The sequence below is a fragment of the Acetobacteraceae bacterium genome (assembly GCA_004843345.1).
GTDB lineage: Bacteria > Pseudomonadota > Alphaproteobacteria > Acetobacterales > Acetobacteraceae.
In genome coordinates this window covers 2077787-2100824 of sequence record CP039460.1, presented here as the reverse complement: position 1 = coordinate 2100824, position 23038 = coordinate 2077787, and the positions used below count along the sequence as shown (strand labels likewise).

Here is a 23038-nt window from a genome sequence, read left to right as displayed (position 1 = left end):
AAAAAAAAGACCACTTAAGAAAATCTTAAGTGGTCGGGCAGGCGGGATTCGAACCCACGACCCCCAGTCCCCCAGACTGATGCGCTACCAGGCTGCGCTACTGCCCGACGAAAACAAACGGAGAATATCAAATATTTTTTTGATACGCAATCGTCTCGCCCAACTTATTCAAATCTTCAAAAATCTCTCTCAATTTTCTTAAAAAAGAAGATGAAGAAACGCCATCCATATTAAAAGAGATATTCTCTTCTTGGGAAGACGTGGCCTTCAACGCGTCATCCTCTCCATCCAACATAGCAGAAATGAGAGAAAATATTTCTGTATTTTTACGACCTTCTTGATAAAGAAGACGCGAAATTTCTTTGAAAATTCCCACAGTCTTTTTATCATAAAAACGTCTTCCTGCAGAATCTCTAAAAGATTGAATAAAAGGATAAAGAACTTCCCAACTTCTCAAACGATATGCTGGTATTTTTAACTCATTTGCTAAATCGGAAAGCAAAACATACGACTGATTTGAAGAAAATTCTCTCTGCATTTTTATTTCCTTAATGGTTTTAAAATATTTCCCATAAAACAATGAGATTACTAAACTCTCAGCAAAACAGCACCCCAAGTTAACCCACCACCAAGAGCTTCCATTAAGATCAAATCGCCTTTTTTAATCCGTCCATCTGAGAATCCGTGCGCCAATGCTAGAGGAATTGATGCAGCCGAAGTATTGGCATGCTCAGAAATTGTAGAAATTACTTTTTCTAATGGAAAATCTAAATTTTTTGCTAAGGCCTCGATAATTCTTTGATTCGCTTGATGAGGAACCAACCAATCAATATCTTTCATTTCCATATTATTAGCAGCAAGTGTCTCTTTAACGGAAGAAGCTAATAACCCAACGGCTCTTCTAAAAACTTCCCGCCCTTGCATTTTCAACTTTCCAGTTGTTCCCGGAACACCCAAAGCACCATCGACAAAAAGGATATCAGAAAGTGTACCATCCGAACTAATTTTTGTTGATAAAATTCCATCTTGCTCAGACGACATCACACTTTCCAAAACAACGGCTCCTGCACCATCACCAAAAAGTACACATGTTGTCCTATCGGTCCAATCGAGCAATCGGGAAAAAACTTCTACCCCTAAAACAAGAAAACGTTGCCCCAATCGTTGCTTCAACATGGCATCTGCAACAGAAACAGCATAAACAAAACCAGAGCAAGCTGCGCTAATATCAAATCCAAAAGCTGACTTAATCCCTAACTCCGCTTGTATCCGAACTGCCAATGCTGGAAAAACTTGGTCTGGCGTCGATGTCGCTACAATAATTCCGTCAATATCTTCAGGGGATAATCCAGCCCTTTTCAAAGCTTGAGAAGCAGCCTGAGCCCCCATAAAAGTTGCTGTTTCATCAAGCTCTGCTAAAGCACGCTTAGAAATTCCAGTTCTCCCACGAATCCAATCATCCGAAGTATCAACTTTTTTTGAAAGCTCCTCATTCGTAACTTTATTACGAGGGAGATAAGCCCCTATAGACTTAAAAATAACTCGAGGAATATTAGCGTTCATACAGTCTTCAGTTTTAGAAAAATTCATGCGTCAAGATTTCACCAAAAATGCTTTTTGAGATTCATTTAAGCGCTTTTTGATATGCTCATTTATATCAAAAGTTACGGCATCCACCGCCACATCCACAGCTGCGGCAAAACTTTCAACATCGGCCCCCCCATGGGATTTCACAACAATCCCATTAAGCCCAACCAGAAGAGCGCCATTATAACGACGAGGATCAATCCAATCCTTCATACGATCCAGCCCACGACGCGCAAGAAGATAGCCAAGTTTCGTCATTACAGAGGTAGCAAAAACAGCTCTTAAGAGGCCATAAGCAAGCTTAAGAGCTCCCTCCCCCATTTTTAAAGCAATATTACCTGTAAAACCATCGGTAACAATAACATCCGTATGGCCAGCTGTAATATCATGACCTTCAACAAAGCCGACAAATCTCGAAGCTAAAGGCCCCGCTCGCAAGCGCATTGCTGCTTCATGCAGACGCTCATCCCCTTTAACATCTTCAGACCCAACATTAAGAAGACCTATAGATGGCTCATTAATCCCTAACATAGCTTGAGAAAATGCCTCTCCCATAATGGCAAACTCAACAAGATTACGTGCATCACAGGCCAAGTTAGCTCCTAGATCAAGCATAACAACATCACCACGAGCTGACGGCTGGACTGCAACAAGGGCGGGGCGAGAAATACCAGGGAGAACTTTTATAATGATCTTTGCAAGCGCCAACATCGCCCCACTATTCCCAGCAGAAACAACCCCCTTAGCCTCCCCTTCAGCGACAGCCTTCATTGCTATCTGCATGGAACTCCCCTGAACTCTAAGAGCCTTAGTAGGCTTCATATCCATAGGAATTACCATAGGGGCGTGACGGATATCACAAATCTTAGCGGCCTTAGAATGGCGTAAAAGCCCTCTTTGAAGAGAGGGTGAATCTCCAACCAACAGAACTTTTATCCAAGGATGGCGATCGGCAGTCTTATCTAGAGCCGCAAAAACAATATCAGCCCCCCGATCTCCACCCATAGCATCTATGGCAAGGGTATAAGGTACATCTTTAGGAGATTCTACAGCTGAAGAAAGATCACCTTGCACTTTTATATCGTCCTCTGAGTCTTTCATATTTTCGCGCACCCTAATCTCAACCTAACCTTACACCCAATCAAGCTCGAAAATCTTAATAAAGATTAAACCCGAACAGCACCTTTTAAAGCGTTACCTTCAGCAGCGACGACTTCGCGACTTTTATAGGATCCACAATGACTGCAGACATGGTGTGGGCGCTTGCGCTCACCGCAAGACTCACATTCCGTGCTCGCAGAAGCAGATAATGCGTGATGACTACGTCTCATACCCTGACGAGATGGGGTTGTTTTTCTTTTTGGAACAGCCATGAATAAACACCTAAATAAAAAATAATAAAAATTAAGAGACTTAAATATAATAACAACTGTTGTTTATAAATTCTCTCAAAAGCAGATGACTAATAATAGTGAAACTCCTATCATTTGGAAGCCATCAAAAAGATATCTCTGCATCTAGCAGAGAAAGAAAGGTTTTTGCAAGCGACCCAAAAGATAAAGCAAATGCCTGTCTGCTTTCAAACAATATACAAAAAATTATTTAGATTTGAAGGGAAAATTTTTTAAAGCCGCAAAAGGGCTGGCCTTACAATCTTCTTCAGATGCTGAATTCTTTGAAATTAGCGAGAATGTTTCTTTATCATCTACACGTGGATAAGCAGGTATCTCAAGCGCAAACTGTTCGAGAAGAGTCTCCCACAAAGGTAAATGCTCACCTTCATAATACACAAAATCCTCTCCTGCCAAATCTGTATGGCTCATGGATAATCCTTCCTTAGAGCTTTCAACTTGAGGCAAGAAAACAATTTTAAAAATATTATTTATTTTTTGTTTAATGATGGCATTGGTAACAACACAATGTTGAGGAAACTCTGCCTCTAATTTTCCAACAACTGTAATTTTTGCTCCGCAAATGCTTTCAACCTCAAAGCTACATCTTAAAATATTAAGAGCCTCTAAAGAAAAATCATTCGAAACTTGCTCTCGCTCAGTTTCTGTAGCAACAATTTCTTTTATGTAACCAGGAAATAATTTTGCAATCAAAACAGATTGAGATGTATTTTTTTCTGAACCGCTTATAGCCTGTGTGTTTTTTTGCATAACCTTTTAAAATTCTTTCCAATCGAATAAACTTATTCTTCCTTACCTCAAGATTAAGGTATCTTCTCTTCTAAATCAAAAAGAGCTCTATTTTTGAGTAAATTTAATGCAACAGCCTAGAAAAATAAAAAATATATTCTCTTCGATTATTGCTGTCTGCACTATCTTTTTTTCTATACCAGGATGCTCTTATCTAATTCCAGAGCCTTTAGAACAAGGTGCTATTTTAGATCCAAAAGATTATGAAAAATTAACACCTGGAAAAACAACAAAAGATGAAACCATTTCTTTTATAGGATCTCCAACGAGCCACGCCACCTTTGATGACAATACATGGATCTATATTACCATGACGACCGGGCTAGTTCCGGCAAGTTATCCTGGCATAAAAACACAGCGTGTTGTTATTTTAAACTTTGATAATGGGGGCATTCTCCAAGACATTAAAGTCTTACATAAAGGAGATGCTAAGCCCGTTTCAATGGTTTCAAGAGTGACACCAACACCAGGAACGAAAATATCCGTAATGCAGGAACTGCTTGGATCTGTCGGCCGCTACAACCCATTGGGAGGAATGGGAGGAGCTTTTGGAGGGCTTGGCGGTATGGGGCGCGGCGGCGCTGGCGGTATGGGATCTGGAATGATGGGAGGCGGAACTGGCGGAGGCGGAACTGGAAATACCTTATAAAAATCATTCTCAGAAAATTAGGGTTTTTTTATTTATTTTTCTGGGCTATAATGCAGGGGAATTTATTAAGTAGTCAGTTTTAGCCTTAACTTTGGCTGATTTAACCTCTTTTTTATTGGAGCTTTCTGACTGGAGTGCTTTAACTCTTTTCCTGAATATCTCTAATATATTTTGTATAATAATTTTGTATTTTGGAGACAATAAATACGTGCAAGTTACAGTTCGCGATAACAATATTGAACAAGCTTTAAAAGCTCTTAAAAAGAAACTCCAACGGGAAGGAGTATTTCGCGAAATGAAGCTCCGTCGTCATTTTGAAAAGCCTTCAGAAAAACGTGCCCGTGAATCTGCGGAGGCTGTTCGTAGAGCTCGCAAGATGGAGCGTAAAAGAATCGAACGTGAAGGATTCTAATTTCTTCTAAAAATTTAAGAATCGAAAATCTCTCTTTTTTCGTTAAGTCTTTGTTGTTACTTAACTGGAAAAAGGGAGATTTTTTTATATTCAGCCTTTTTTAATAAATAACAACGCACTTCCTTCTGCCTTGCGCCAATTCTATAAAAACGACATATCTTTTCATTTTTAGCCGTCTCGTCTTTACGCATTTCTTGAATTGATTGAGCCTTTATAACAATTGTCTTCGCTTTAGAAAGCATTTGTAGTTTTGGATCACTAGATCCTACAAAAACATGCTTAGAGTTCCTAAGCTGATAAGCCAAAATAGCTCCCAATGCATAATCTGGGGCCTCAATCATTCCTCTTCCTCCAGTATATTCTAATTTTTCTAAAGAAGATGAAAAACTCTTCCACCCTTCTGCTTGTCGCAATATGGGATCATAATGTGCGTCTAAAGGGATTACATGGAAGAAGGCTTGAAAATAGACAAGAGCAACGCAAATTATCCCGCTTAAATAGCCATAGATTCGTATTTTAATGGGCGTCTGCGTTGCGAGGATAAGCAATATTGGCCATGAACTAAATGGCCAGTTAGCTTGGACACGTCCATGCAAGGGATATAGACTAAAAAATAAAAGACTTGGGATAGAAGAATAAATTAGGAAGAGAGTAGCCTGTGTTTTTCTCTGAAAAAAAGCAATAAATACAAATAGAAAGATAATTGGTGTTACAAGTCCAGCTTGGCCAAGTAAAAGTTCGACATAATGATGGAGAACATTTCCCTCACCTACTACAAACAAGCGGTTTCCCTGCTTAACAACGGCTCCTCCATGATGAATTAGATTCCAAGCTATGTTGGGCATTATGATTACAAAGAAACAAAAAGATCCTACCGAAAATCTTCTTGTAAAAAGGAGACTTCTTTTCATCAAAAGAATTGAAAATAAAATTCCAAAAATTGGGAAACTTGCTGTGTATTTTGAAAGAAATGACAAAGCAAAAAGGAGACTGCCTAATATCCATAAAAAAATAGGACTTTCCCTATTTTGATTTTCAATTTTGAATATTTTGGAAGTTATTAAAAAAGCAGCGGATAAAAAGAAAATTGCAGGCGTATCTGGTGTTATAATCAGGGCAACCACATTTCCGAAAATTGTAAAGGAAAATAGATAAACAACAGAATAAGCAGATGATTTATCAAATAAATTCTCAGTGGCTTTCCATAAAAAAAGTATAGAAAGCGTGATAGATAATGTGCCCAAAAACCTTATCCCTAAGGGATTATCTCCAAAAAGCAATGTTCCTGCTTTAATCCAATAAGCTATAATCGGAGGATGATCACTATATCCAAACTGAATAGATTTAGACCAAGTCCAATAGTAAGCTTCATCAGGAACGAGCGGAAAAATAAAAGAGGATAGTAAATTTACTATGAAAAATGCAAAAATACAGCAATAAGGCAAATATAATGCTCTAATTTTCACTTGTTTATTCTTACAAAGCACCTCGAACACCTAAAAACTAACTTTTTTGATTTCATCAAAACGCTATAGGTTAGATGCATTACGAGCAACTATAAATCTTAGCAAAATAAAAAGCTGTGTTTTCTAAACATTTTATTAGATAATGCGCTTCTCTATTAAGATGAATCTATTTCCTTAACTATTTGATTTTATATGACAACAACACAGCACTTCAAAACAAAAACACTCATTATCGGTTCTGGCCCTGCTGGATATACAGCTGCAATTTACGCAGCTAGAGCTGGTTTGGATCCTGTCCTGATCTCAGGCCCTCAACCAGGAGGGCAACTAACAATAACATCCGATATTGAAAATTATCCTGGCTTTGAGACACCTATTAGCGGGCCAGATCTAATGGAACGAATGAGAAAGCAAGTCTTAGCTGTTGGGGGTAAAATTGAAGAAGATATTATCTTATCTTCTTCTTTGAACAAGATAAAAAACAATAGTGATTTTTTTATCTTAACAGGAAGCTCTGGGAAAGAATATCAAACTGAGTCATTAATCATTGCAACAGGAGCCCAAGCAAAATGGTTGGGACTAAAAGACGAAACACACTATAAAGGAAAAGGCGTTTCTGCTTGTGCAACTTGTGATGGTTTTTTCTATCGAAATCAGAATGTTGCTGTTATTGGTGGTGGAGATACAGCTGCGGAAGAAGCACTTTATCTTTCTAAAATTGCCTCCAAAGTTTACCTTGTATTCCGTCGTTCGCATTTAACAGCTCAACAAATCATGCAAGACAGGATTAAAGCGACCTCAAATATTATTTTAGTACCCGAACATACTGTTTCCGAAATTACAGGTGATGCAGAGCAAGATCTTGTTTCCGAAATTACACTTTTGCACACCAAGGATAAAACTTTAAAAAAATTAGAGTTGACAGGTGTTTTTATTGCAATTGGCCACGCACCAAATACAGCACCTTTTAAAGATCAACTCAAATGTGACGAAGCTGGATATATTTTGACAAAACCTAATTCAACAGAAACTTCGATTTCAGGTGTGTTTGCCGCTGGAGACGTACAAGATAGTCTCTTTCGTCAAGCAATAACTGCGGCAGGAAGCGGTTGCAAAGCGGCAATGGAAGCTGAACGATACTTAAACAAAAAATAAGGAAGAGAGTTATTAACCTCTTCCTTTCGTGGCTCACTGTTTTTTAAACAGTGAGCTTTTTTATTCTTTCAAGAGAATTAAATAATCGGACTTTTTCTTCTCTTAAATTTCCCAGACGATCTTTATTTTCTATAACGACTTCAGGTTTGGCACGTTCAATAAATTTTTTATTATTTAACCTTGCCTCTGTTTTTAAAAACTCTTTTTCAACCGCTGAATATTCCTTAGAGAGCCGATCATATTCTTTATCAAAATCAATTAAACCCTTTAAAGGAAGATAAAAAGTTTCACCTAAGACCGTAAATTCAGCTGCGCTTTCTAAATCAGAAAAGAATTTATCAATAACTTTAAACTCTGAGATGCGCCCCATTCGATCGATTGCCTCACTCCAACAGGAAAGTTTATCTTCAAATTTCTTTAAATTTTTCTTTGAAGTTAAGGCAATAAGCTTTCCTTTATTGGATGGAGCTATGTTCATTTCAGAACGAATAGCCCTAATCTTTCCAATAAGCTCAATGAGTGAATCAACATTCTCCTCATTCTTAAGAGCCTGAGAAGAAAAAGGTAAATTCCTATCAAATCTACTCGAGATCTCTTTTGATGGAAAAAGCTCTTCTATGAGCATATTTGTTACAAATGGAATGATTGGCTCTAAAAGTTTTAAAGTTTCAAAAAATATCTCTCTAGAAAAAATACGAAACTCATTAGAAACTTTATCTGTTTTATTCAAAATAGGCTTTGCTAATTCTACAAACCAATCGCAAAAAATATCCCGTACAAAATGCATACAACTTTGTGCATAATCGGCAAATCGATAATTCGCTAAGGTATTTTCAACATCTTGACTCGTTTTTCGGAATTTAATTTCAATCCAATCTTGTAAAGCTTGAACTTTTTGAAGCTCAAACGAACTACTTTGATCCTCTAAATCTAAGGATATTTTTGGAGAAAAAACATTGTTCATCTCTAAAAAGCGAGCAACATTCCAAAGTTTTGTAATAAAATTTCGATGGTCTTCTACAATTTTACCGCTAATACGGATATCTCTTCCTAGAGTAACCCCAGCACAGAGAGCCAATCTCAAAGCATCGGCACCATATTCATCAATAATCTCCAAGGGATCTATTCCATTCCCCTTAGATTTAGACATTTTCTGTCCATTCTCGTCTCTCACAAGTCCATGGATAACGATCTTTTCGAAAGGAACTTCCTCCGTGAAATACAAACCCAACATCATCATTCGAGAAACCCAAAAAAAGATGATATCAAAGCCTGTTACCAAAACACTTGTCGGATAATAGGAAGAAAATTCTGCCGTCTTCTCTGGCCAGCCAAGTGTTGCAAAGGGCCACAATCCTGAGCTAAACCACGTGTCAAGGACATCTGGATCCCGTGTTAAAGTTACATTTTCACCCGCTTGTATTTGAGCTTCTTCTTCTGTTTCCGCAACATACTCATTACCCCGCTCATCATACCAAGCAGGAATCTGATGCCCCCACCAAAGTTGACGACTGATACACCAAGGTTGGAGATTTTTCATCCACGCAAAATAAGTATTTTCCCATTGCTTCGGTTCAAATTGGACATCTCCAGATCGAACCGCTTCAACGGCCTTTTCTGCCAATTTTGGAGCATCACAATACCACTGCATTGTTAAACGTGGCTCTATCACAACCCCTGTTCTATCCGAATGAGGAACAGCATGTGAATGTTCTTCAATTTTTTCAAGGAAACCAAGCTGTTCCAATTTCTGAACAACTTTCTTCCGTAAATCTCTTACTGAAAGACCAGCACTCTCTTTTACCCAATCTTCAAAAACTTCATGACGCGCTTCTAAATCGGAAAGAACAAATTTTCCTGCTACATCTAGAATAATTGGCATCTCTAATTGATGTCTTTTTCCAACCTCAAAATCATTAAAATCATGCGCAGGTGTGATCTTAACAACACCAGTTCCTTTTTCTGGATCCGAATGCGTATCTGCTAAAATTTTAATACGACGATCAACAAACGGAACTTTTGCATACTGTCCTATATACTTTTCAAATCTAGGATCTTCGGGATGGACTGCAAGTGCCATATCTCCGAATAAAGTCTCTGGACGCGTCGTGGCAACACTTAAAAACTCACCACTCTCAAGGGGATATCGAATGTAATAAAGCTTTCCCTTTGTTTCCTTATTTTCAACTTCAATATCCGAAACAGCAGATTTTAAAGAAGAATCCCAGTTAACAAGCCTATAATCTCTTTTAATCAAGCCATCCTTATAAAGACGCACAAAAGCCGTTATTACAGCTTTAGAAAGCCCTTCATCCATTGTGAATCGTTCTCGATCCCAATCAGCGGAAGCTCCCAAACGCTTCAGTTGATCAATAATGATCCCGCCGGATTCCTCTTTCCATTCCCAAACTCTTTCGAAAAATTTTTCTCTGCCCAAATCCTCCTTGTTTTCCCCTTGGGCATCTAAGCGTTTTTCAATAAGAACTTGAGTAGCAATCCCAGCATGGTCTGTCCCAGCCTGCCACAAGACCTCCTTTCCTTCTAATCTCTTTCTGCGAATGAGAATATCTTGAAGCGTAAAAGTAAGCGCATGACCAATATGTAACTTCCCTGTAACATTTGGAGGTGGAAACATAATGGAATATGAATTTTTTGGATCAACATGAGACTTGGATGCATAAAGCTTTTGATCCAACCATTTTTTCATTAACTGTTTTTCGCAAAGAGAAGATTCAAAAGATTTCCCTAAACTTTTTTGAATCACTTCAGCTCTTCCTATTGTCTCATTAGGAATATCAATTGACATATATTCTCTCTTTTATCTCTATCAAAACAGGTGATACTTTTCTTTTTCTAAAGTATCTCAATAATAAAACTTATCGTCCAGGTTGCTTCTTTGAATAGTCACTCACACCAAAAGGTAGCCATTTAACTTTTTTGTAATAATCTGTCGCATCATATAAAGGAACAGCTAGTTTTAGATCTTTAGCAGTTAAACGGCCGATAGCGGCTGCAACAGAATATGAATTCGTAACAGAACTCGCTAAGGCACGTATCAATGTTTGCTGCGCTCCAAAAAGCATCTGTTGTTGTTGCAGCATACTCAATGTCGATGCCGTTCCAATTAAAGCTTGACGTTCAACACCCGCTAAAGCGACAACATACGAAGAAACCGCTGTTTTATCACTCGCAATACTATCTTGAGCCGCCTGATATTGGTCCCAACTCGAAGCTGCCAGCTGAAGCGCTAAACGGCGCTGTACATTAATCTCATGAAAGGCCCCCTGTGCGACTTGTTTTGCCCTTCTGACAGCAGAATACTCTTGCCCACCCTGATAAATTGGAAACTGAAAACCAAGCGTTGCGTATTCGTTCTCATATGAACTTCCTCCGTAGGCTTGGTTAACACTATCATTATATCCAATGCTTGCCGTTACTTTGGGGAGAATTGTAGCCCATTGAACTGAAATGTTGTTTTTTTGCTGTGCCTCAGCAAACTGAGCCTGTATCACATTTGGATTATTTTTAATGGCCAAAGTAACAGCTTCTTGTCGTGTTTTTACAGGCAAAACAAGAGGCTGCGGAGCCTCCAAATCAAACACAGGCGAAATACCAACGACTTGCCGATAAGTTGCCCGTGCGGCCTCTAAATTACCCCAAGCTTGCTGACGTGCTGCCGTAGCCGTAGCTAAATAACCTTGAGATTGTGCAACATCTGTACGCGCCACGCCACCTAAGCGAAAGCGGGTAAAAACAGACTTTGTTTGCTCTCTCAGCACTTTTTCGTTGGTCAGAGCTACGTTATAAAGCTGTTGATCAGAAACAACAGCAACATACGCATTCACAACTTGCATCAGCACCTGTTGTTCAATTGAAATGAGATGCGCACGTTCCGCACGAATTTCATTTTCAGCCATCTTAATACTATTAACGGTTTTTCCACCTTGAAATATGGGCTCTGAGATGACAACTCCTACATTGTACCCTGGATCACCATATTTATGTACTGTTGTCGTTGATTCATTTACGGTCTGACCATTCACCGTGGACTGCTGATTAAACTTATAACTCGAAGACCCTTGGTAATACGTCAGATTAATTGGAGCGGAGATCGTTGGGTGCCAACCAGACATTGCTGTAGGCATTGCCTCGTCAACAGCCCTAAGTTGCGCTCTCGCCTCTCTCAGTTGGGGATTCGTCAGATAAGCAGTTTCCATTGCCTGCTGAATATTATGAGGAACAAAATCAGGATCATCTGCTCTTAAATTTGCGGGCGTAATTTTATGCTTTTCAATCTCTGGGATGTCATCAGAATCTGGAATATTTTCGGGATCTAATTGTGCTGAACCAGAAGAAACTTTGTTGATTTGTTCCAGCTTCTTAGCGCTTGGAGGCGGAGCATTTTGAGCTAAAGCAGCGACATCACGTAATTTAGAAACAGTGTGTTCATTTAAAGGTGCGGCGTGCAACACCCCAAATCCCAACAAGGATGCAGAAGCCCCAGAAAAAAGAATAAATCTATGTCTTCTACTTTGCATTCTTGTAAAATACTCTTTCTGTTTCATGCTTCTCTCTGCATAAAATCTTTTAAACGCACAATCTCTTTTATCTCTTCTGATTTAAAAGAACAAACTTATCCTACATAACTCTTATAATAATTAAAGAAAATTTTAAATTTACATTGACAGAAGGAAATAAATCTCATAACTAAGAAGCACTTTCCAACAATTTAAGGAAAGCAAGTGAGGTTCGGTGGCAGAGTGGCTATGTAGCGGACTGCAAATCCGTGTAGATGGGTTCGATTCCCGTCCGAACCTCCATCTGCGCATTTCAGCGCATTGCAACCGCTTCCATTTTCCCCAAAAACCTGTATTTTCCCCTTTGTTATTCATTTCAACGACTTTCAATGAAATTTATTGCAATCCATATTCTGGGGGTATCTCAGGGGGTATTAAAAAATCAATGGGGGTATCATGCTGACAGATGCTTCAATTAAGCGATCAAAACCAAAAGAAAAGCCTTACAAGCTAGCTGATGCGCAGGGCTTATTTTTAAGAATAAACCCCAACGGCTCTAAGCTCTGGCAACATAAATACAGAATCAACGGCTCAGAAAGACTTGCATCTTATGGAGCCTACCCCGATGTCAGTCTGGCAAAAGCAAGACAGCTCAGAGATAAGACGAGGGAAAATCTTAGAAACAGTAAAGACCCTTCACTTCTGAAAAAACAAGAAGCTGTTATAAAGAAAAGCCAGCTCTCATTGAAAGAGCTTGGTGAACAGTGGCTAGAGAATAGACGAATTCTCTGGAGCAATAGACATTATCAAACAATTAAAAACAGCTTAGAGAGGCATATTTGGCCTTCCATTGGTAGGCTACCAAGCGGAGAAATAACTGCTCCGATGCTTCTTGATGTTTTACAAAAAGCAGAAAAGAATTCAACGGCTGAACAGGTTCGAAAATTCAGACAGAGAGTCGCTTCTATCTATACTTACGGCATCGCCTGCGGAATTGTGTCTGAAAATCCTGCATCACATCTCCAAGGTGCACTAAAACCGCCAGTTAAAAAACACCAACCAGCAATCACCTCACTTCCTGAGCTTCAAAAAATGATGCGACAGGTTGAGAAATACCAGTCAAGCATCGTATCTCAACTTGCCTTAAGGTTTTTAGCTCTGACTGCAACAAGGTCAGGTGAAGTAAGAAAAATGCGTTGGGTTGAGGTAGATGGTGAAACCTGGTCGATTCCTGCCGAGCGCATGAAAATGAAGCGTGATCACATCGTGCCTCTATCGAGGCAAGCATTGGAAATTCTCGATGTTATGAAAGAAATATCTGGGCGCTTTGAATTGGTCTTTCCATCGCCTCGCTGGATCAGGCGATCCATGTCCGATAATACCCTAAGCATCTTGTTACGAAGAGCTGGATACGAAGGGCGGCACGTTCCACACGGATTCCGTGCGGCATTTTCTACAATTATGAACGAAAGATACCCATTGGATAGGGGTATTATTGATCTTATGCTAGCGCACGTTTCGAAAAATAAAGTTGAAGCTGCTTACAATAGAGCAAGTCATTTAGAACGTAGAAAAGAGCTTTCTCAGATTTGGGCGGATCTATTTTTAGAATCCGCCCCATCTGCTAGAGACCTCATGCAGCGCATTTGCTGCTGATGTATTTGTCAATTTGGCTTTTTTTCCACCTCAAACATTGAGGCGTAAGCTTTATAGCTGGTGGAAACTGCTCTTTCTTAACCATGCGCCACAAAGTTGTTTCGCTCACGCCAAGAAATTGCATGACTTCTTGACGTGTTAAAAGTGTATCAGCCATTCCTCACCCCCTCCTTTGAAAAAATCTCTGCCAATCGCACAATTCCTTTGCGCGTAATTCTAATATCGTCTGAGAGCATGGTCTCTTGTGTTTTCGGGTTCACAAAGGAAGACGTATCTAAAGCGACATATCCCATTGATAAGCCGTAATGCGCTGGGCGTAGTCGCCTCTTACTATCTCGGCAAGACCACTTATGTTCTAAAAGAAATTCAGTAACTCGCTTTTGGCCAATACCCAGCTCACGTCCAGCATCGCGAACTTTCAAAGAAGAAGAATCACCTTCAATGAGCTTTAAGGCGTTATCTCTTTTTTCTAGCTCTTCAATCTTCTCTTGCTGTTCAACGGCAAGCAGTAATGCTTCTTTTAAATTTGTTGGAACCGCAATAGCTGGCTGTGCATTATAGCTTCCTGTTTTTCGAATAGCTGGCAGAATTTCTCCAACAACTTTTTCTTCAAATGCTTCTGCAGCTGGAAGTTTTGAACGCATCACTAATCTATAAAGATCACGTTCGGGAATCAGTTTCATGCCGTAAGATGAAGGGCACTCAATTCCTAACCGTAGCAGTTCGCGACTGTTAAAAAACTCCGAAGCTTTACAGTGTTTTCGAAGTGCATCTCTGGTATTGGAATATCCCAAAGCTGCGGCAACTTCATTTCCAACAAACCATGCTTCACCATCTCGATTGATAGCGGTTAAATTTGAATTATTAAATGAAAAGACGATTGTCTGATTTTCTTGCTTCTGAAGATGATTCATTTTGGTTCTCCATCACATCCGCAAAAAGGACACGGTTTGTATTTTGTATCTTCACTCATTTCCATCTCCTCAGCATTTCTCTGAATGCCTTTAGGTATCTTTTGTCAGAACTCTTCATTCGCTTTTTCAAACTCTTCGTCCGTTGCATCTGTATCCAAGCGTTCAAGTGTTTTTTCTAAAGCTTCATCAAACTTTGCTTTCAAATCAGGATATGCTTCCAAACGCTTTACACATTCGAAGTACCTTCCCTGTTTTTGAAAATCAGAAAGCTCACTGTGACTGGTTAACGCTTCAATCTTTCCAATTGTTTTATCGACCCAGACCTCCGCAATCTTTTTCTTCTCATCATGAGATAACGCAGTGGTTGAGATTTTTGACTTTTCTATTTTTTCTTGAGATGGGGTCTTCCCTTCCATTTCATCAAAGGTCATCTCGCCACCAAGCGCCTCTGGAAAAGCCATCCTTAAAGCCTGAGCTTCTGCGCATTTAGCAAGCTGGCCACGACTTCTTTTTTTCCACATCTGATTTGGCGAGCCATCTTTCTTCTCTGCGAAATTCTCTACCCACCACTCTTCAGCTGTGAAGTTACACAGTTTTCCATCAACTATCTTGCTAACTGTAATTCTACAAAATTCAGGATAGGAAACCGTCTCATTCCCAATTTTTTGAGTAACCATCTTTCCCCACTCGGGAGAAGATTTACCTGCATATTGGCCTGTTCTTGCTGCCAATATTCTGTACAGATAGATGCCTGGCATAATGGTATCTACCATTTTACCCAAAGATCTATCAAAAATTGGAACGATGTGGACAGGCTTTAAAAGCGGATCAATGCCTCTGGCATCACAATAATCTAAAACCTCAACTATTGATTCTTTCTTAGCCATTGGAAAAGTCGAAGAAGCCAAAACACCTAAAAGCTTTTCAACTGACCCTTTGTCACTGGGCGCTTTCCAAAGAACAATCTCACCACCAGAAGACTGATGTTGGGTTACAGCAATTTGGCTACTCATATTTCCCCCAATTTCTCTAAAAGCTCACAAGCTTCTTGACCGTTTAAAGACGAAAATTCATCCTCATCTTCTGTCCAAGTGCTTCGCTCATGAACATTTCTCACAAACTCAATAAGCTGGGGTAACATCGCCTGCTTTCTGCAAACTGCGTCATACTCTTCGTTTGTCATTTTCTTTTCACTCCAGACACTCTTATTGTGGTGCCGCCTTCTTCTAATTTAACGCCTGGCACTACTGGATTTAACTTCAGCAGCGAATTCAAATCTTTTGTGATAACGTGACGTTTTGTTTCAAAAACGCTTGGATAAGCAGCAAAAAGCTTATCTTCATCCAGAACGAGAGCTTTATTTGGTGTCTTTGAAAGACGAACCTCAAAATCACCAACGATCCGTTTAATTTCACCGTCTTTTTGAGCCTCTTCCATTTCTGAAATGATTGTTGTCTTCAAATCATCTGAATATTCATTCAATGATTTTGAAAGCCTAGAAATCACTTCTCTTGTTAAAACGGCACTATCAAATTCATCCTCTTTGGATAAAGCCGTTGAAAACTCTTTCAGAAGAAATTTAAGCTTTGAAGGAAGATTTAGAATTTTAATCTCTAAACTTTCTGCACTCATCAATGTTTCGACTTCATTGTTAATAGATGTCATTTGCTTCCCCCTAACCACCGAATGAAACGCTTTAAGCTCCAACGCTTGTTTGACTTAACGGCCTTCTTCTCAATGAGAATGACCGAGATTGAGATGATTTCTTTGTCCTCATCTTCGTAAATTTTAGACAAAAGTTCCCCGTTGACTGTTCCAGTCATTTTGAAAATTCCTTAATTTTGTATGATTTTTAGTTTTTGATTACGGTAAACGAATGATCGTAATCATGAATGCTGCGACTGCGGCAACTAAGACAGAATAGAAAAAAGCTTCTGGCCAATTCATCTTTTTTCTCTCCTCTCAAGCAACACGTTCAACGACAGGAAATCCATACGCCTTGAGAATTTCCTCGGATTTACGCCTTCCAGAATTAGAGCAAAGACTTTCTCTTTTGATGACCATAATGTCAGAAAGAATATCCTCTAATTCAGCGACCTTATCTTCAAGAGCTGAAGTGTTGCACTCGTCAACTTGCCAAAGACGCCTGTCAGAGAGCTGCTTTTGAATTTCACCAGAAATCCTATCAATCTCAGAAACATGTTCTAAATAATCTTCGTTTGAATCTTCACCCGACCAATGAGATGCCTCATAAGCCGTATCAACACCAAAATCCCTTCCCCGAACACTTACAGACATAATATTCCCCTCTCTTGGCGCACTTCGGTGGGTATAGAGAGGATCCGAAGCGCATAGTTTCTTTCCTCTTGATTCTTAATGTGCAATATTTATGCACATATATCAAGGCAAAAAATTAAGTTTCGTGCATTTTATTTGCACTTTTACATTTCCATGCTAAAAAGAGATTGGGATCATAGCTCAGTCAGGTAGAGCGCCTTGCAAAAGGAAGACGTCGGTTCAAATCCGCCTGATTCTATTTTCGGCATAAAAAAACGCCCATTATATGAGCGGTAGAGTACTTACTTATGAAACAACATTGTGCGGATTGCAGTGCAAACACTATTGATAATTTTCTCAAAGAACTCACTGATCTATCGAGGAAACATAACCTCATCATAGATAGTGGAAAAATATTCCCACTATCTTATGAAGACAACCATCTTTCTTATGAATTGTCTGAGGGTAATATTCTAAGCTTTACGCAATTTTAAAGCTTATCCCAGAATTAGGACTTGGAATTTCTGATTCTGGTTCTTTTCCTTGAGAACTCCTTAGGTCGTCTAAGATCATTTTGGCCCTATATGCCATTCCAATAGCATTTTCCGACTCTTGACGAGGACGACTTGATTCTCTCGCTCTATATGTAACCAAAACGGCTGAATCTGACTTTCTTAAAACTTTCACACAAAGAGCCCTGATATAAAGCCTATTAAATTCTCCATCAGCTAATGTCTGAGCAGCTGTAGCAGGAACTTTTCGAGTACCTTTTGAGGTTTCCTCGGTTAAATTAAGAAAACTTCCATGCTGGATACTATCCTTCAGCGTCTTATCATCTCCATTATTGATTGCATCTCTCAAAAGATTCCCCCAATTCTCGCGGCCAGAATCATTTAAACGCCTGCTAATAAAAAGAACATCATTACGCTCATCTAACTCAAGTTCATCAAGCATGAGTTGACGGATTTCTGGCGTTAAATTTTCATATTTTAAAGCCATTTTACTTCTCCTCTTCACTAAAAATCTTCAATACAAATCATTTTACATTATCCCTTATTTATTTTTCTTCCATCAAAAGCGCAGATGACAGAATCTTATTCTGTGATATGAATAAATAGCTGGTATTTTCCAAATGGTCAGAAAGAATCCTTATAGGCGGGGGCTTCAAGAGTATTCATTCTGATTCAATATCAGCTATAGCAAGGGGCTTCTTATATACTTTTCTGAAGCCCCTTGCTTTCATATGGCAGGCAATAAAAAACCGCCCATGGGCGGTTGGGTTTTTAGAAAACTATCAAGTTACATTTCACTAAAATTTTAAGAGGATTTAAAATTCCTTCATCTTAAATAATCTGCCATCATTTCCTTCATCATGCAAAGTAAGGATAATTTCCTCCCCCTTAAAAAAAGACCTATCATTGTGAGGAATATCAGAATCTATTACCGTGATAATAGATTGAATTCCTAATGATGCATAATCTCTAAATACCGACACTAAATTTTGCTTTTTACGATCATCAAGTGACTCTAATGCGCCATCATGAAAAGTAAAACGTGGAAATTTATCAATCAAATGTGACTTTAAAATGGCCATATCAAAAGCAATACAAAGAAGTTTACGATATGTATGACCATCATCAGCGCTGGTTCTCATATCTCCATCTCCTAAAATATCGCCACTAAACTCCAAATGACCTCGCTTGTTAAGCGAAACGCTCAAAAGAGCTTTTTTATCAATTACCTCTTTAGAAAAAAAACTAAAACAAATACGTATTTTTGAAAAAAGACTTTCTTCATTAGTATTTTGTTCCCGAACATTTAATTCAATGTCAGATCTCAAATCTTCACATTCTTTTTCCAAAGAATGAATTTTTGCATTTAAATCATCTAACAATAAAAAGTACTTTTTTTGCTCCTTTAAAAACTGTATCTCCCCACGTAATATTGCAATTCGATGGGAAGATTCTTTATACTTACGAAAAGGATCTGTTTCCCCAAGATATCCCAATTGTTCTGAACGTATTTGCTCTAAGTTACTTAATTCTAAATCAACTTCACTTAGTCTTTTATCTATTTCTTGTAATTCTTCTTGAAGATATGACGCTCGCTCTTCCGTTATAGATTTATTAAAAGAAATTAACTGCTCGAAATCCTTTTTAATTTGTCCACCAAACAAAATGCCAGCTTCTTCAAATAGTTTCTCAGCTTTATTTGGATTAAATGAAATAGTATCTTCGTTCAGTGAGATGTCTATCTTCTTTTTATTCTGAACTAAAGAATACAGCTCCAAATTTAAAGATGCGATACGATCATTCGTATCTTTAACCAAATCCATAACGGTTGCTTTGTCTTGAAAGTCAAAATTAAACTCATCCAAAAACTCTTGTAATTTTTGTTCTTCTTGTTGCTTAAGCAACAAGATACCTTCTATTTGGCTTAGAGTTTTCCCTTGATCATTTACTACACTTTCAATCGTTTTTTTTTCTTGTTTTTTCTTAGAAATCTCGGATTCTTTTACATAATGCTCGTTAAGCAACTTCGCATCAAAACCCAATATATGTGCCAAAAATGGCTTCCAATCCCCATCCTTGAAACGATTATTGGGACAGAACAGATCTTTAAAATTTTCCTGCGAACGTAACAAATAGGGCATAATCTTCCGATATCCCCATGGATTCATAGACTTCCAATTAAGATACCCATCAAGGAGCTCTTTCGCTCTTTCTAATGGAACCTCATCGTGATCCCATTTATTACCTAGAGTTGAAAAATCCTGGTCTCCAACATTATGTGATTTAAAAGAGATTTTCGTTGGATTAGCAACGCTCCTACGCAATGTAAGGAATTTTCCGTCATTTAATTCTAGCTCAAGAAAAAAAACGTATGATTGAAATAAATCGAAATGCTTAAATAAAAACAACTTAGGATCTTTTTTTTGTAAAAAACAAAATTTTATCAAATTTAAAAGAGTTGTTTTCCCTAAATTGTGTGTATCTTTTTTCTTGTTCTCTGGAAGGCGAATTTCTCCAAGAATAACATTCAAACCGCTAGAAAACTTAATTGGTTTAAATTCCCCAGGTTTGTTTGAATATATTTTAGAGAGTTTCACTTATTTTCCTATATATTCTATGGCATCTGTCTTTTGACGATATTCAATCATACCCATTAAATATAAAAAATTTAAAGCAGGAAGAAAAAGAAAATTCCCTCCTGTAATTTGCTTCTTTGCTAGAGACAATAGCTCATTATATCCAACAATTCGAGATTTCCGTAACTTATTTAAAAGCAATAAAGACATATTTATAACGGTCTGGTCTGGATGAGAATATTTGGTTGGCCTTAACATTCTTGTGATTCTCCAATATCACAGTTCCAATACATATAAAAAAGCATTGCACGCGTTAAAGTCTTATTCCTCTTTAAGATGGTATCCCGTTCTACTAACAAGTCCATCAAATAATTCATAATCTTATCAAATGTCCGATAATCCTTACGACTTCCTATAATCTTAAACCTAAATTCCTCGACACATGTACTATATTTTTCTCTTAATGTTTCATTCTCGGGAAGTGCAAGAAATTGTCCTATCTGCCTCGTTTCTTTTAAATAACGCTTACATAGCTCATTAGAATACTCTTTTGTCATATTATTGATAGCATTCTTCTTCTCCAAGGACGTACGCTCTATAGGTGGAAAAACTTCGTGTTTAGGAATATTAGTGACAAAGGCAGCGATTGCTTCAATAATGTCTGCCAAATCATCTGGACTTACCATTAAAGGAAAATCTATAGGATCTATTCCACAAGTCTTTACAACATCAGGATGCTCTTTTAGCCAAAGTTCAATCATCTCTAAACCACACAGATATATAGACTCCTCTGGCAAATCACACTCAACTGAAATGTAACTGCGAATTTCACTCTCTTTTAGTGATGAAAGCTTTCTATTAGAAAAGAGTATATAATGATCTAGTTTCCCCCCAGACCGTAAATTTTTTATACGTGGAATTTCCTTACCAATAATAGTATTTTTGCGATCTTTGTCGAAGAAATCAGTGTTTGAAAAACTCTTGTTAATCCCGTTTGTATGCTTAGCTTGAATAATGGTTGTGCCTTGCCAAGGCGAAGTCCTACTGGGAAAATCATTAGCAGTTCCCACAAATTTTGCATCCCTTCCGCCATCACGTCCTTTTGAAAACCCTATTGTAGCTCTTCCAAGTACGTTCCTACAGAGAACAACAATTAGTTCTTCAAACTGATCATCCCCTAAGTCTTCATAACGATATTTCATTTAGAAAATCCAACGATATTAAGAAAACGTAATTTTTCACTTTTCTTCATCACTAAAACCTTCACCCCGATCTCTTTCTCGATATTAACGACAAATCGAGTCACTCCTAGATTATTGGTCGACTGCTGGTGAGAACATCTTCTATTTTCTTTCGGAGTTTACAAAGATGAGTTTCATACTTTTTTGATTTTTAAATATACGTGATTCTCCTTTTTAATAAATAAGGTTTTTATCTAATTGCATCCCTCCCGTACCTGACAATCCACTTTTAGAATGTGGCCTTCCCTTCATACTCTCCTATCTGCAATCACAATGAGATCTCAGGGAATATATATCAGTAAGATAAAAAATCTTTATCTCTCCTTCTCTCGTTTTTGCCGTAAAACTTGTTTCATCCTCGAAGTGTAAAGGCTTTACGACGATTGGATCATAATTAGGGCCATAGAACATATCTACTTCATCGCCTCTTGTGATGACGCCTTCCAAAACCCTTCTTTTTTCAACATCAGATGAATCCGTTGAATATGCAAACCCCATTTGATTTTTCCTACTCACTAAAAAAATTCCTGTTTTATTGGAATAAAAAAAGCGCAGAAAATCTGCGCTTTTTATTGAGCATTTTATTCCCACTCTCTGAAGAGCATAAAATTAAGAAAAACTTAAACACCGATGGCAATGCCATGGGGATAGATTGGAATGGTCTGGATGCTCTATATTCCCTGGCGGATTAAAATCATGATAAAGCTCACACTCTTCCTCAAATGCGACCTCTGGTGATCCTGAATACATAAACTTGAAACAAGAATAATCCCTAGCCTTTGCATGCTCTTTTAAGCACTCTGCCAAATCTGAATCTGATCTTCCCACGTAGTCAACATAAAAAGCAGTTCCAGTTTCATGGCCTAAAGCATAGACCCCGGCCGATTTTCTTGTAATAGCATTTGATATTTCGGAATTCGTTAAGGGATACGCTGTTCCCATGTTTGTAGAAGACATAATTCTATACTCTCAAAATGAAAGTGTTAGAAACACGCATCTGGAAATATATGAGCAGCCAATAGAACAATAGCAGTTCATTTCTCTAGGTGTACTTGCATAACACAAAAACAAGTCAACGTTTAATCAATGGGAGTTGCTACCTTCTGTCGACTTCTGTCGTTGGTGTTGATTCCTTAATAGCCTATTTTATAACAAGAAGCGAATTTAAAAGAAAAATTACAGGCCTTTTAAGAAAATACCTTCACACCAATCTCTTTCTCGAGATCAGAAACAGGCTCACGCTTGCATTGTGATTCCGCTTGGTTCTCACAGATAACAGCGTAGCTCTTGCCTTGTTTTACGTTGTAAACAGCTTTCCAGATGTGTGATGGAATTGAGAGCTTGCTGTATCCAATCACGCCCTTATCGCTCAAATATGCAGGACCAGTCACAACATAGATGTCGCCGCTCTTTTTGGCTTCTGTACGGGTCTTCTGCTCTAGGGCGTTCCAGACGCCAGAATTCATCTTCATATCTTGTGGGACGATGTTTGTAAGGGCGAAGCATTCCATTCTGGCTGATTTATTTGGCATGTCTCCACTGGGTGTCATATGGCCTCTTGCCCAACCTGAACCTTTATAATCCGCCAACATGGCTTGATATTCCGAGGAGATCTTGATGTCTTCGTGAAAGGCTTCTCTTCCATGCAATGCCTGAGCTTCCATAACGCTTTTTCTTGTTAGGTGTTCAGCGCTCCAGATTGGCTCTTTCATTTCTTTTGAGAAACCCACTGCATAAGCTTCTTGGCAGAGCGTCACGGAAGGCTTTTCTGTTGTTGGTTCTTTGCCATTCAAAAAGAGCGCTGGGCAGCTTTCTGCGAATGCAAAAGAGGGGAAGAGCGCGACCAATAAAAGAAACCGTTTCATAAATATCCTT

23 protein-coding genes and 3 tRNA genes are annotated in these 23038 nt (G+C 38.5%); 6 read left to right on the top strand and 20 right to left on the bottom strand.

What is annotated here, in order from left to right; translation table 11 throughout:
* Window positions 1–30: 30 nt before the first annotated feature.
* From FAI40_10315 to FAI40_10290, 6 genes are all read right to left on the bottom strand, one after another.
* Window positions 31–107 (bottom strand) — tRNA-Pro (locus tag FAI40_10315).
* 20 nt (window positions 108–127) lie between these two features.
* A complete protein-coding gene (locus FAI40_10310) occupies window positions 128–538 on the bottom strand; it encodes a MerR family transcriptional regulator (protein QCE35687.1) in 411 nt (136 codons plus the stop codon).
* Window positions 539–588: 50 nt separating this feature from the next.
* Window positions 589–1563, bottom strand: coding sequence for a ketoacyl-ACP synthase III (locus FAI40_10305; protein ID QCE35821.1), 975 nt, complete (start codon window positions 1561–1563; stop codon window positions 589–591).
* Between the two features lie 30 nt (window positions 1564–1593).
* Complete coding sequence (gene plsX, locus FAI40_10300) at window positions 1594–2688, bottom strand: phosphate acyltransferase PlsX (protein ID QCE35686.1); 1095 nt, start codon at window positions 2686–2688, stop codon at window positions 1594–1596.
* A gap of 65 nt (window positions 2689–2753) precedes the next feature.
* Window positions 2754–2960 carry a 50S ribosomal protein L32 gene (locus tag FAI40_10295; GenBank protein QCE35685.1) on the bottom strand — a complete coding sequence of 69 codons (207 nt, stop codon included), beginning with the start codon at window positions 2958–2960 and terminating at the stop codon, window positions 2754–2756.
* A gap of 225 nt (window positions 2961–3185) precedes the next feature.
* Window positions 3186–3749: a DUF177 domain-containing protein gene (locus tag FAI40_10290; GenBank protein QCE35684.1), complete on the bottom strand. Its 564-nt coding sequence runs from the start codon at window positions 3747–3749 to the stop codon at window positions 3186–3188.
* A 106-nt stretch (window positions 3750–3855) separates the two neighbouring features.
* On the opposite strand from FAI40_10290, the gene FAI40_10285 reads away from it, so the two are divergent.
* Window positions 3856–4437, top strand: coding sequence for an outer membrane protein assembly factor BamE (locus tag FAI40_10285; GenBank protein QCE35683.1), 582 nt, complete (start codon window positions 3856–3858; stop codon window positions 4435–4437).
* A 208-nt stretch (window positions 4438–4645) separates the two neighbouring features.
* On the top strand, window positions 4646–4849 hold the full coding sequence (gene rpsU, locus FAI40_10280) for a 30S ribosomal protein S21 (protein ID QCE35820.1): 204 nt from the start codon (window positions 4646–4648) through the stop codon (window positions 4847–4849).
* Window positions 4850–4905: 56 nt separating this feature from the next.
* Here the strand turns inward: rpsU and FAI40_10275 are convergent, their stop codons facing one another.
* Window positions 4906–6345 carry a glycosyltransferase family 39 protein gene (locus FAI40_10275; GenBank protein QCE35682.1) on the bottom strand — a complete coding sequence of 480 codons (1440 nt, stop codon included), beginning with the start codon at window positions 6343–6345 and terminating at the stop codon, window positions 4906–4908.
* A gap of 162 nt (window positions 6346–6507) precedes the next feature.
* Here FAI40_10275 and trxB point away from each other — a divergent pair, with 162 nt between their 5' ends.
* The gene (gene trxB / locus FAI40_10270; protein QCE35681.1) at window positions 6508–7470 is read left to right on the top strand and encodes a thioredoxin-disulfide reductase; all 963 of its coding nucleotides are present in this window, start codon (window positions 6508–6510) and stop codon (window positions 7468–7470) included.
* Between the two features lie 43 nt (window positions 7471–7513).
* On the opposite strand, the gene FAI40_10265 is transcribed toward trxB, so the two are convergent.
* Both FAI40_10265 and FAI40_10260 read right to left on the bottom strand, forming a co-directional pair.
* A complete protein-coding gene (locus tag FAI40_10265) occupies window positions 7514–10276 on the bottom strand; it encodes a valine--tRNA ligase (protein ID QCE35680.1) in 2763 nt (920 codons plus the stop codon).
* A gap of 70 nt (window positions 10277–10346) precedes the next feature.
* Window positions 10347–12035 carry a secretion protein gene (locus FAI40_10260; GenBank protein QCE35679.1) on the bottom strand — a complete coding sequence of 563 codons (1689 nt, stop codon included), beginning with the start codon at window positions 12033–12035 and terminating at the stop codon, window positions 10347–10349.
* 181 nt (window positions 12036–12216) lie between these two features.
* Between FAI40_10260 and FAI40_10255 the strand changes: the two genes are divergently transcribed.
* Together FAI40_10255 and FAI40_10250 are read left to right on the top strand one after the other, a co-directional pair.
* Window positions 12217–12290, top strand: a tRNA-Cys gene (locus FAI40_10255).
* A 153-nt stretch (window positions 12291–12443) separates the two neighbouring features.
* Window positions 12444–13643: a DUF4102 domain-containing protein gene (locus FAI40_10250; protein ID QCE35678.1), complete on the top strand. Its 1200-nt coding sequence runs from the start codon at window positions 12444–12446 to the stop codon at window positions 13641–13643.
* On the opposite strand, the gene FAI40_10245 is transcribed toward FAI40_10250, so the two are convergent.
* The 5 genes from FAI40_10245 to FAI40_10225 form a co-directional block, all read right to left on the bottom strand.
* Window positions 13621–13800, bottom strand: a complete 180-nt coding sequence (locus FAI40_10245; protein QCE35677.1) for an AlpA family phage regulatory protein — start codon at window positions 13798–13800, stop codon at window positions 13621–13623. The two genes, FAI40_10250 and FAI40_10245, sit on opposite strands and share 23 nt — an antisense overlap.
* Entirely contained in the window at window positions 13793–14557 is a 765-nt protein-coding gene (locus FAI40_10240; protein QCE35676.1) for a hypothetical protein, read from the bottom strand. The genes FAI40_10245 and FAI40_10240 overlap by 8 nt, the downstream gene beginning before the upstream one ends.
* A gap of 104 nt (window positions 14558–14661) precedes the next feature.
* Window positions 14662–15570 carry a phage recombination protein Bet gene (gene bet / locus FAI40_10235; GenBank protein ID QCE35675.1) on the bottom strand — a complete coding sequence of 303 codons (909 nt, stop codon included), beginning with the start codon at window positions 15568–15570 and terminating at the stop codon, window positions 14662–14664.
* Window positions 15571–15736: 166 nt separating this feature from the next.
* The gene (locus tag FAI40_10230) at window positions 15737–16222 is read right to left on the bottom strand and encodes a hypothetical protein (protein ID QCE35674.1); all 486 of its coding nucleotides are present in this window, start codon (window positions 16220–16222) and stop codon (window positions 15737–15739) included.
* 297 nt (window positions 16223–16519) lie between these two features.
* On the bottom strand, window positions 16520–16855 hold the full coding sequence (locus tag FAI40_10225; protein QCE35673.1) for a hypothetical protein: 336 nt from the start codon (window positions 16853–16855) through the stop codon (window positions 16520–16522).
* 169 nt (window positions 16856–17024) lie between these two features.
* Between FAI40_10225 and FAI40_10220 the strand changes: the two genes are divergently transcribed.
* Window positions 17025–17093, top strand: a tRNA-OTHER gene (locus FAI40_10220).
* A gap of 221 nt (window positions 17094–17314) precedes the next feature.
* Here the strand turns inward: FAI40_10220 and FAI40_10215 are convergent.
* The 6 genes from FAI40_10215 to FAI40_10190 all read right to left on the bottom strand — a co-directional run bounded on the left by FAI40_10215 (window position 17315) and on the right by FAI40_10190 (window position 23028).
* Window positions 17315–17833, bottom strand: coding sequence for a hypothetical protein (locus FAI40_10215; GenBank protein ID QCE35672.1), 519 nt, complete (start codon window positions 17831–17833; stop codon window positions 17315–17317).
* Between the two features lie 328 nt (window positions 17834–18161).
* A complete protein-coding gene (locus FAI40_10210) occupies window positions 18162–19943 on the bottom strand; it encodes a DUF2326 domain-containing protein (protein QCE35671.1) in 1782 nt (593 codons plus the stop codon).
* Window positions 19944–20180, bottom strand: coding sequence for a hypothetical protein (locus FAI40_10205; GenBank protein ID QCE35670.1), 237 nt, complete (start codon window positions 20178–20180; stop codon window positions 19944–19946).
* Window positions 20174–21124, bottom strand: coding sequence for a hypothetical protein (locus FAI40_10200; GenBank protein ID QCE35669.1), 951 nt, complete (start codon window positions 21122–21124; stop codon window positions 20174–20176). Before FAI40_10200 ends, FAI40_10205 begins: the two co-directional genes overlap by 7 nt.
* 648 nt (window positions 21125–21772) lie before the next feature.
* On the bottom strand, window positions 21773–22120 hold the full coding sequence (locus FAI40_10195; GenBank protein ID QCE35668.1) for a hypothetical protein: 348 nt from the start codon (window positions 22118–22120) through the stop codon (window positions 21773–21775).
* Window positions 22121–22350: 230 nt separating this feature from the next.
* Entirely contained in the window at window positions 22351–23028 is a 678-nt protein-coding gene (locus FAI40_10190; GenBank protein QCE35667.1) for a DNA/RNA non-specific endonuclease, read from the bottom strand.
* Between the last annotated feature and the right edge of the window lie 10 nt (window positions 23029–23038).

Excerpts from the sequence above, each read along its gene's own strand:
- FAI40_10290 (QCE35684.1), bottom strand. The coding sequence starts at position 3,749 with ATGCAAAAAAACACACAGGCTATAAGCGGTTCAGAAAAAAATACATCT.
- FAI40_10260 (QCE35679.1), bottom strand. The coding sequence starts at position 12,035 with ATGAAACAGAAAGAGTATTTTACAAGAATGCAAAGTAGAAGACATAGA.
- FAI40_10265 (QCE35680.1), bottom strand. The coding sequence starts at position 10,276 with ATGTCAATTGATATTCCTAATGAGACAATAGGAAGAGCTGAAGTGATT.
- FAI40_10240 (QCE35676.1), bottom strand. The coding sequence starts at position 14,557 with ATGAATCATCTTCAGAAGCAAGAAAATCAGACAATCGTCTTTTCATTT.
- plsX (QCE35686.1), bottom strand. The coding sequence starts at position 2,688 with ATGAAAGACTCAGAGGACGATATAAAAGTGCAAGGTGATCTTTCTTCA.
- FAI40_10225 (QCE35673.1), bottom strand. The coding sequence starts at position 16,855 with ATGTCTGTAAGTGTTCGGGGAAGGGATTTTGGTGTTGATACGGCTTAT.
- FAI40_10295 (QCE35685.1), bottom strand. The coding sequence starts at position 2,960 with ATGGCTGTTCCAAAAAGAAAAACAACCCCATCTCGTCAGGGTATGAGA.
- FAI40_10205 (QCE35670.1), bottom strand. The coding sequence starts at position 20,180 with ATGTTAAGGCCAACCAAATATTCTCATCCAGACCAGACCGTTATAAAT.
- FAI40_10305 (QCE35821.1), bottom strand. The coding sequence starts at position 1,563 with ATGAACGCTAATATTCCTCGAGTTATTTTTAAGTCTATAGGGGCTTAT.
- FAI40_10250 (QCE35678.1), top strand. The coding sequence starts at position 12,444 with ATGCTGACAGATGCTTCAATTAAGCGATCAAAACCAAAAGAAAAGCCT.
- FAI40_10245 (QCE35677.1), bottom strand. The coding sequence starts at position 13,800 with ATGGCTGATACACTTTTAACACGTCAAGAAGTCATGCAATTTCTTGGC.
- FAI40_10195 (QCE35668.1), bottom strand. The coding sequence starts at position 22,120 with ATGTCTTCTACAAACATGGGAACAGCGTATCCCTTAACGAATTCCGAA.
- trxB (QCE35681.1), top strand. The coding sequence starts at position 6,508 with ATGACAACAACACAGCACTTCAAAACAAAAACACTCATTATCGGTTCT.
- FAI40_10285 (QCE35683.1), top strand. The coding sequence starts at position 3,856 with ATGCAACAGCCTAGAAAAATAAAAAATATATTCTCTTCGATTATTGCT.
- FAI40_10230 (QCE35674.1), bottom strand. The coding sequence starts at position 16,222 with ATGACATCTATTAACAATGAAGTCGAAACATTGATGAGTGCAGAAAGT.
- FAI40_10310 (QCE35687.1), bottom strand. The coding sequence starts at position 538 with ATGCAGAGAGAATTTTCTTCAAATCAGTCGTATGTTTTGCTTTCCGAT.
- FAI40_10200 (QCE35669.1), bottom strand. The coding sequence starts at position 21,124 with ATGAAATATCGTTATGAAGACTTAGGGGATGATCAGTTTGAAGAACTA.
- FAI40_10190 (QCE35667.1), bottom strand. The coding sequence starts at position 23,028 with ATGAAACGGTTTCTTTTATTGGTCGCGCTCTTCCCCTCTTTTGCATTC.
- FAI40_10215 (QCE35672.1), bottom strand. The coding sequence starts at position 17,833 with ATGGCTTTAAAATATGAAAATTTAACGCCAGAAATCCGTCAACTCATG.
- bet (QCE35675.1), bottom strand. The coding sequence starts at position 15,570 with ATGAGTAGCCAAATTGCTGTAACCCAACATCAGTCTTCTGGTGGTGAG.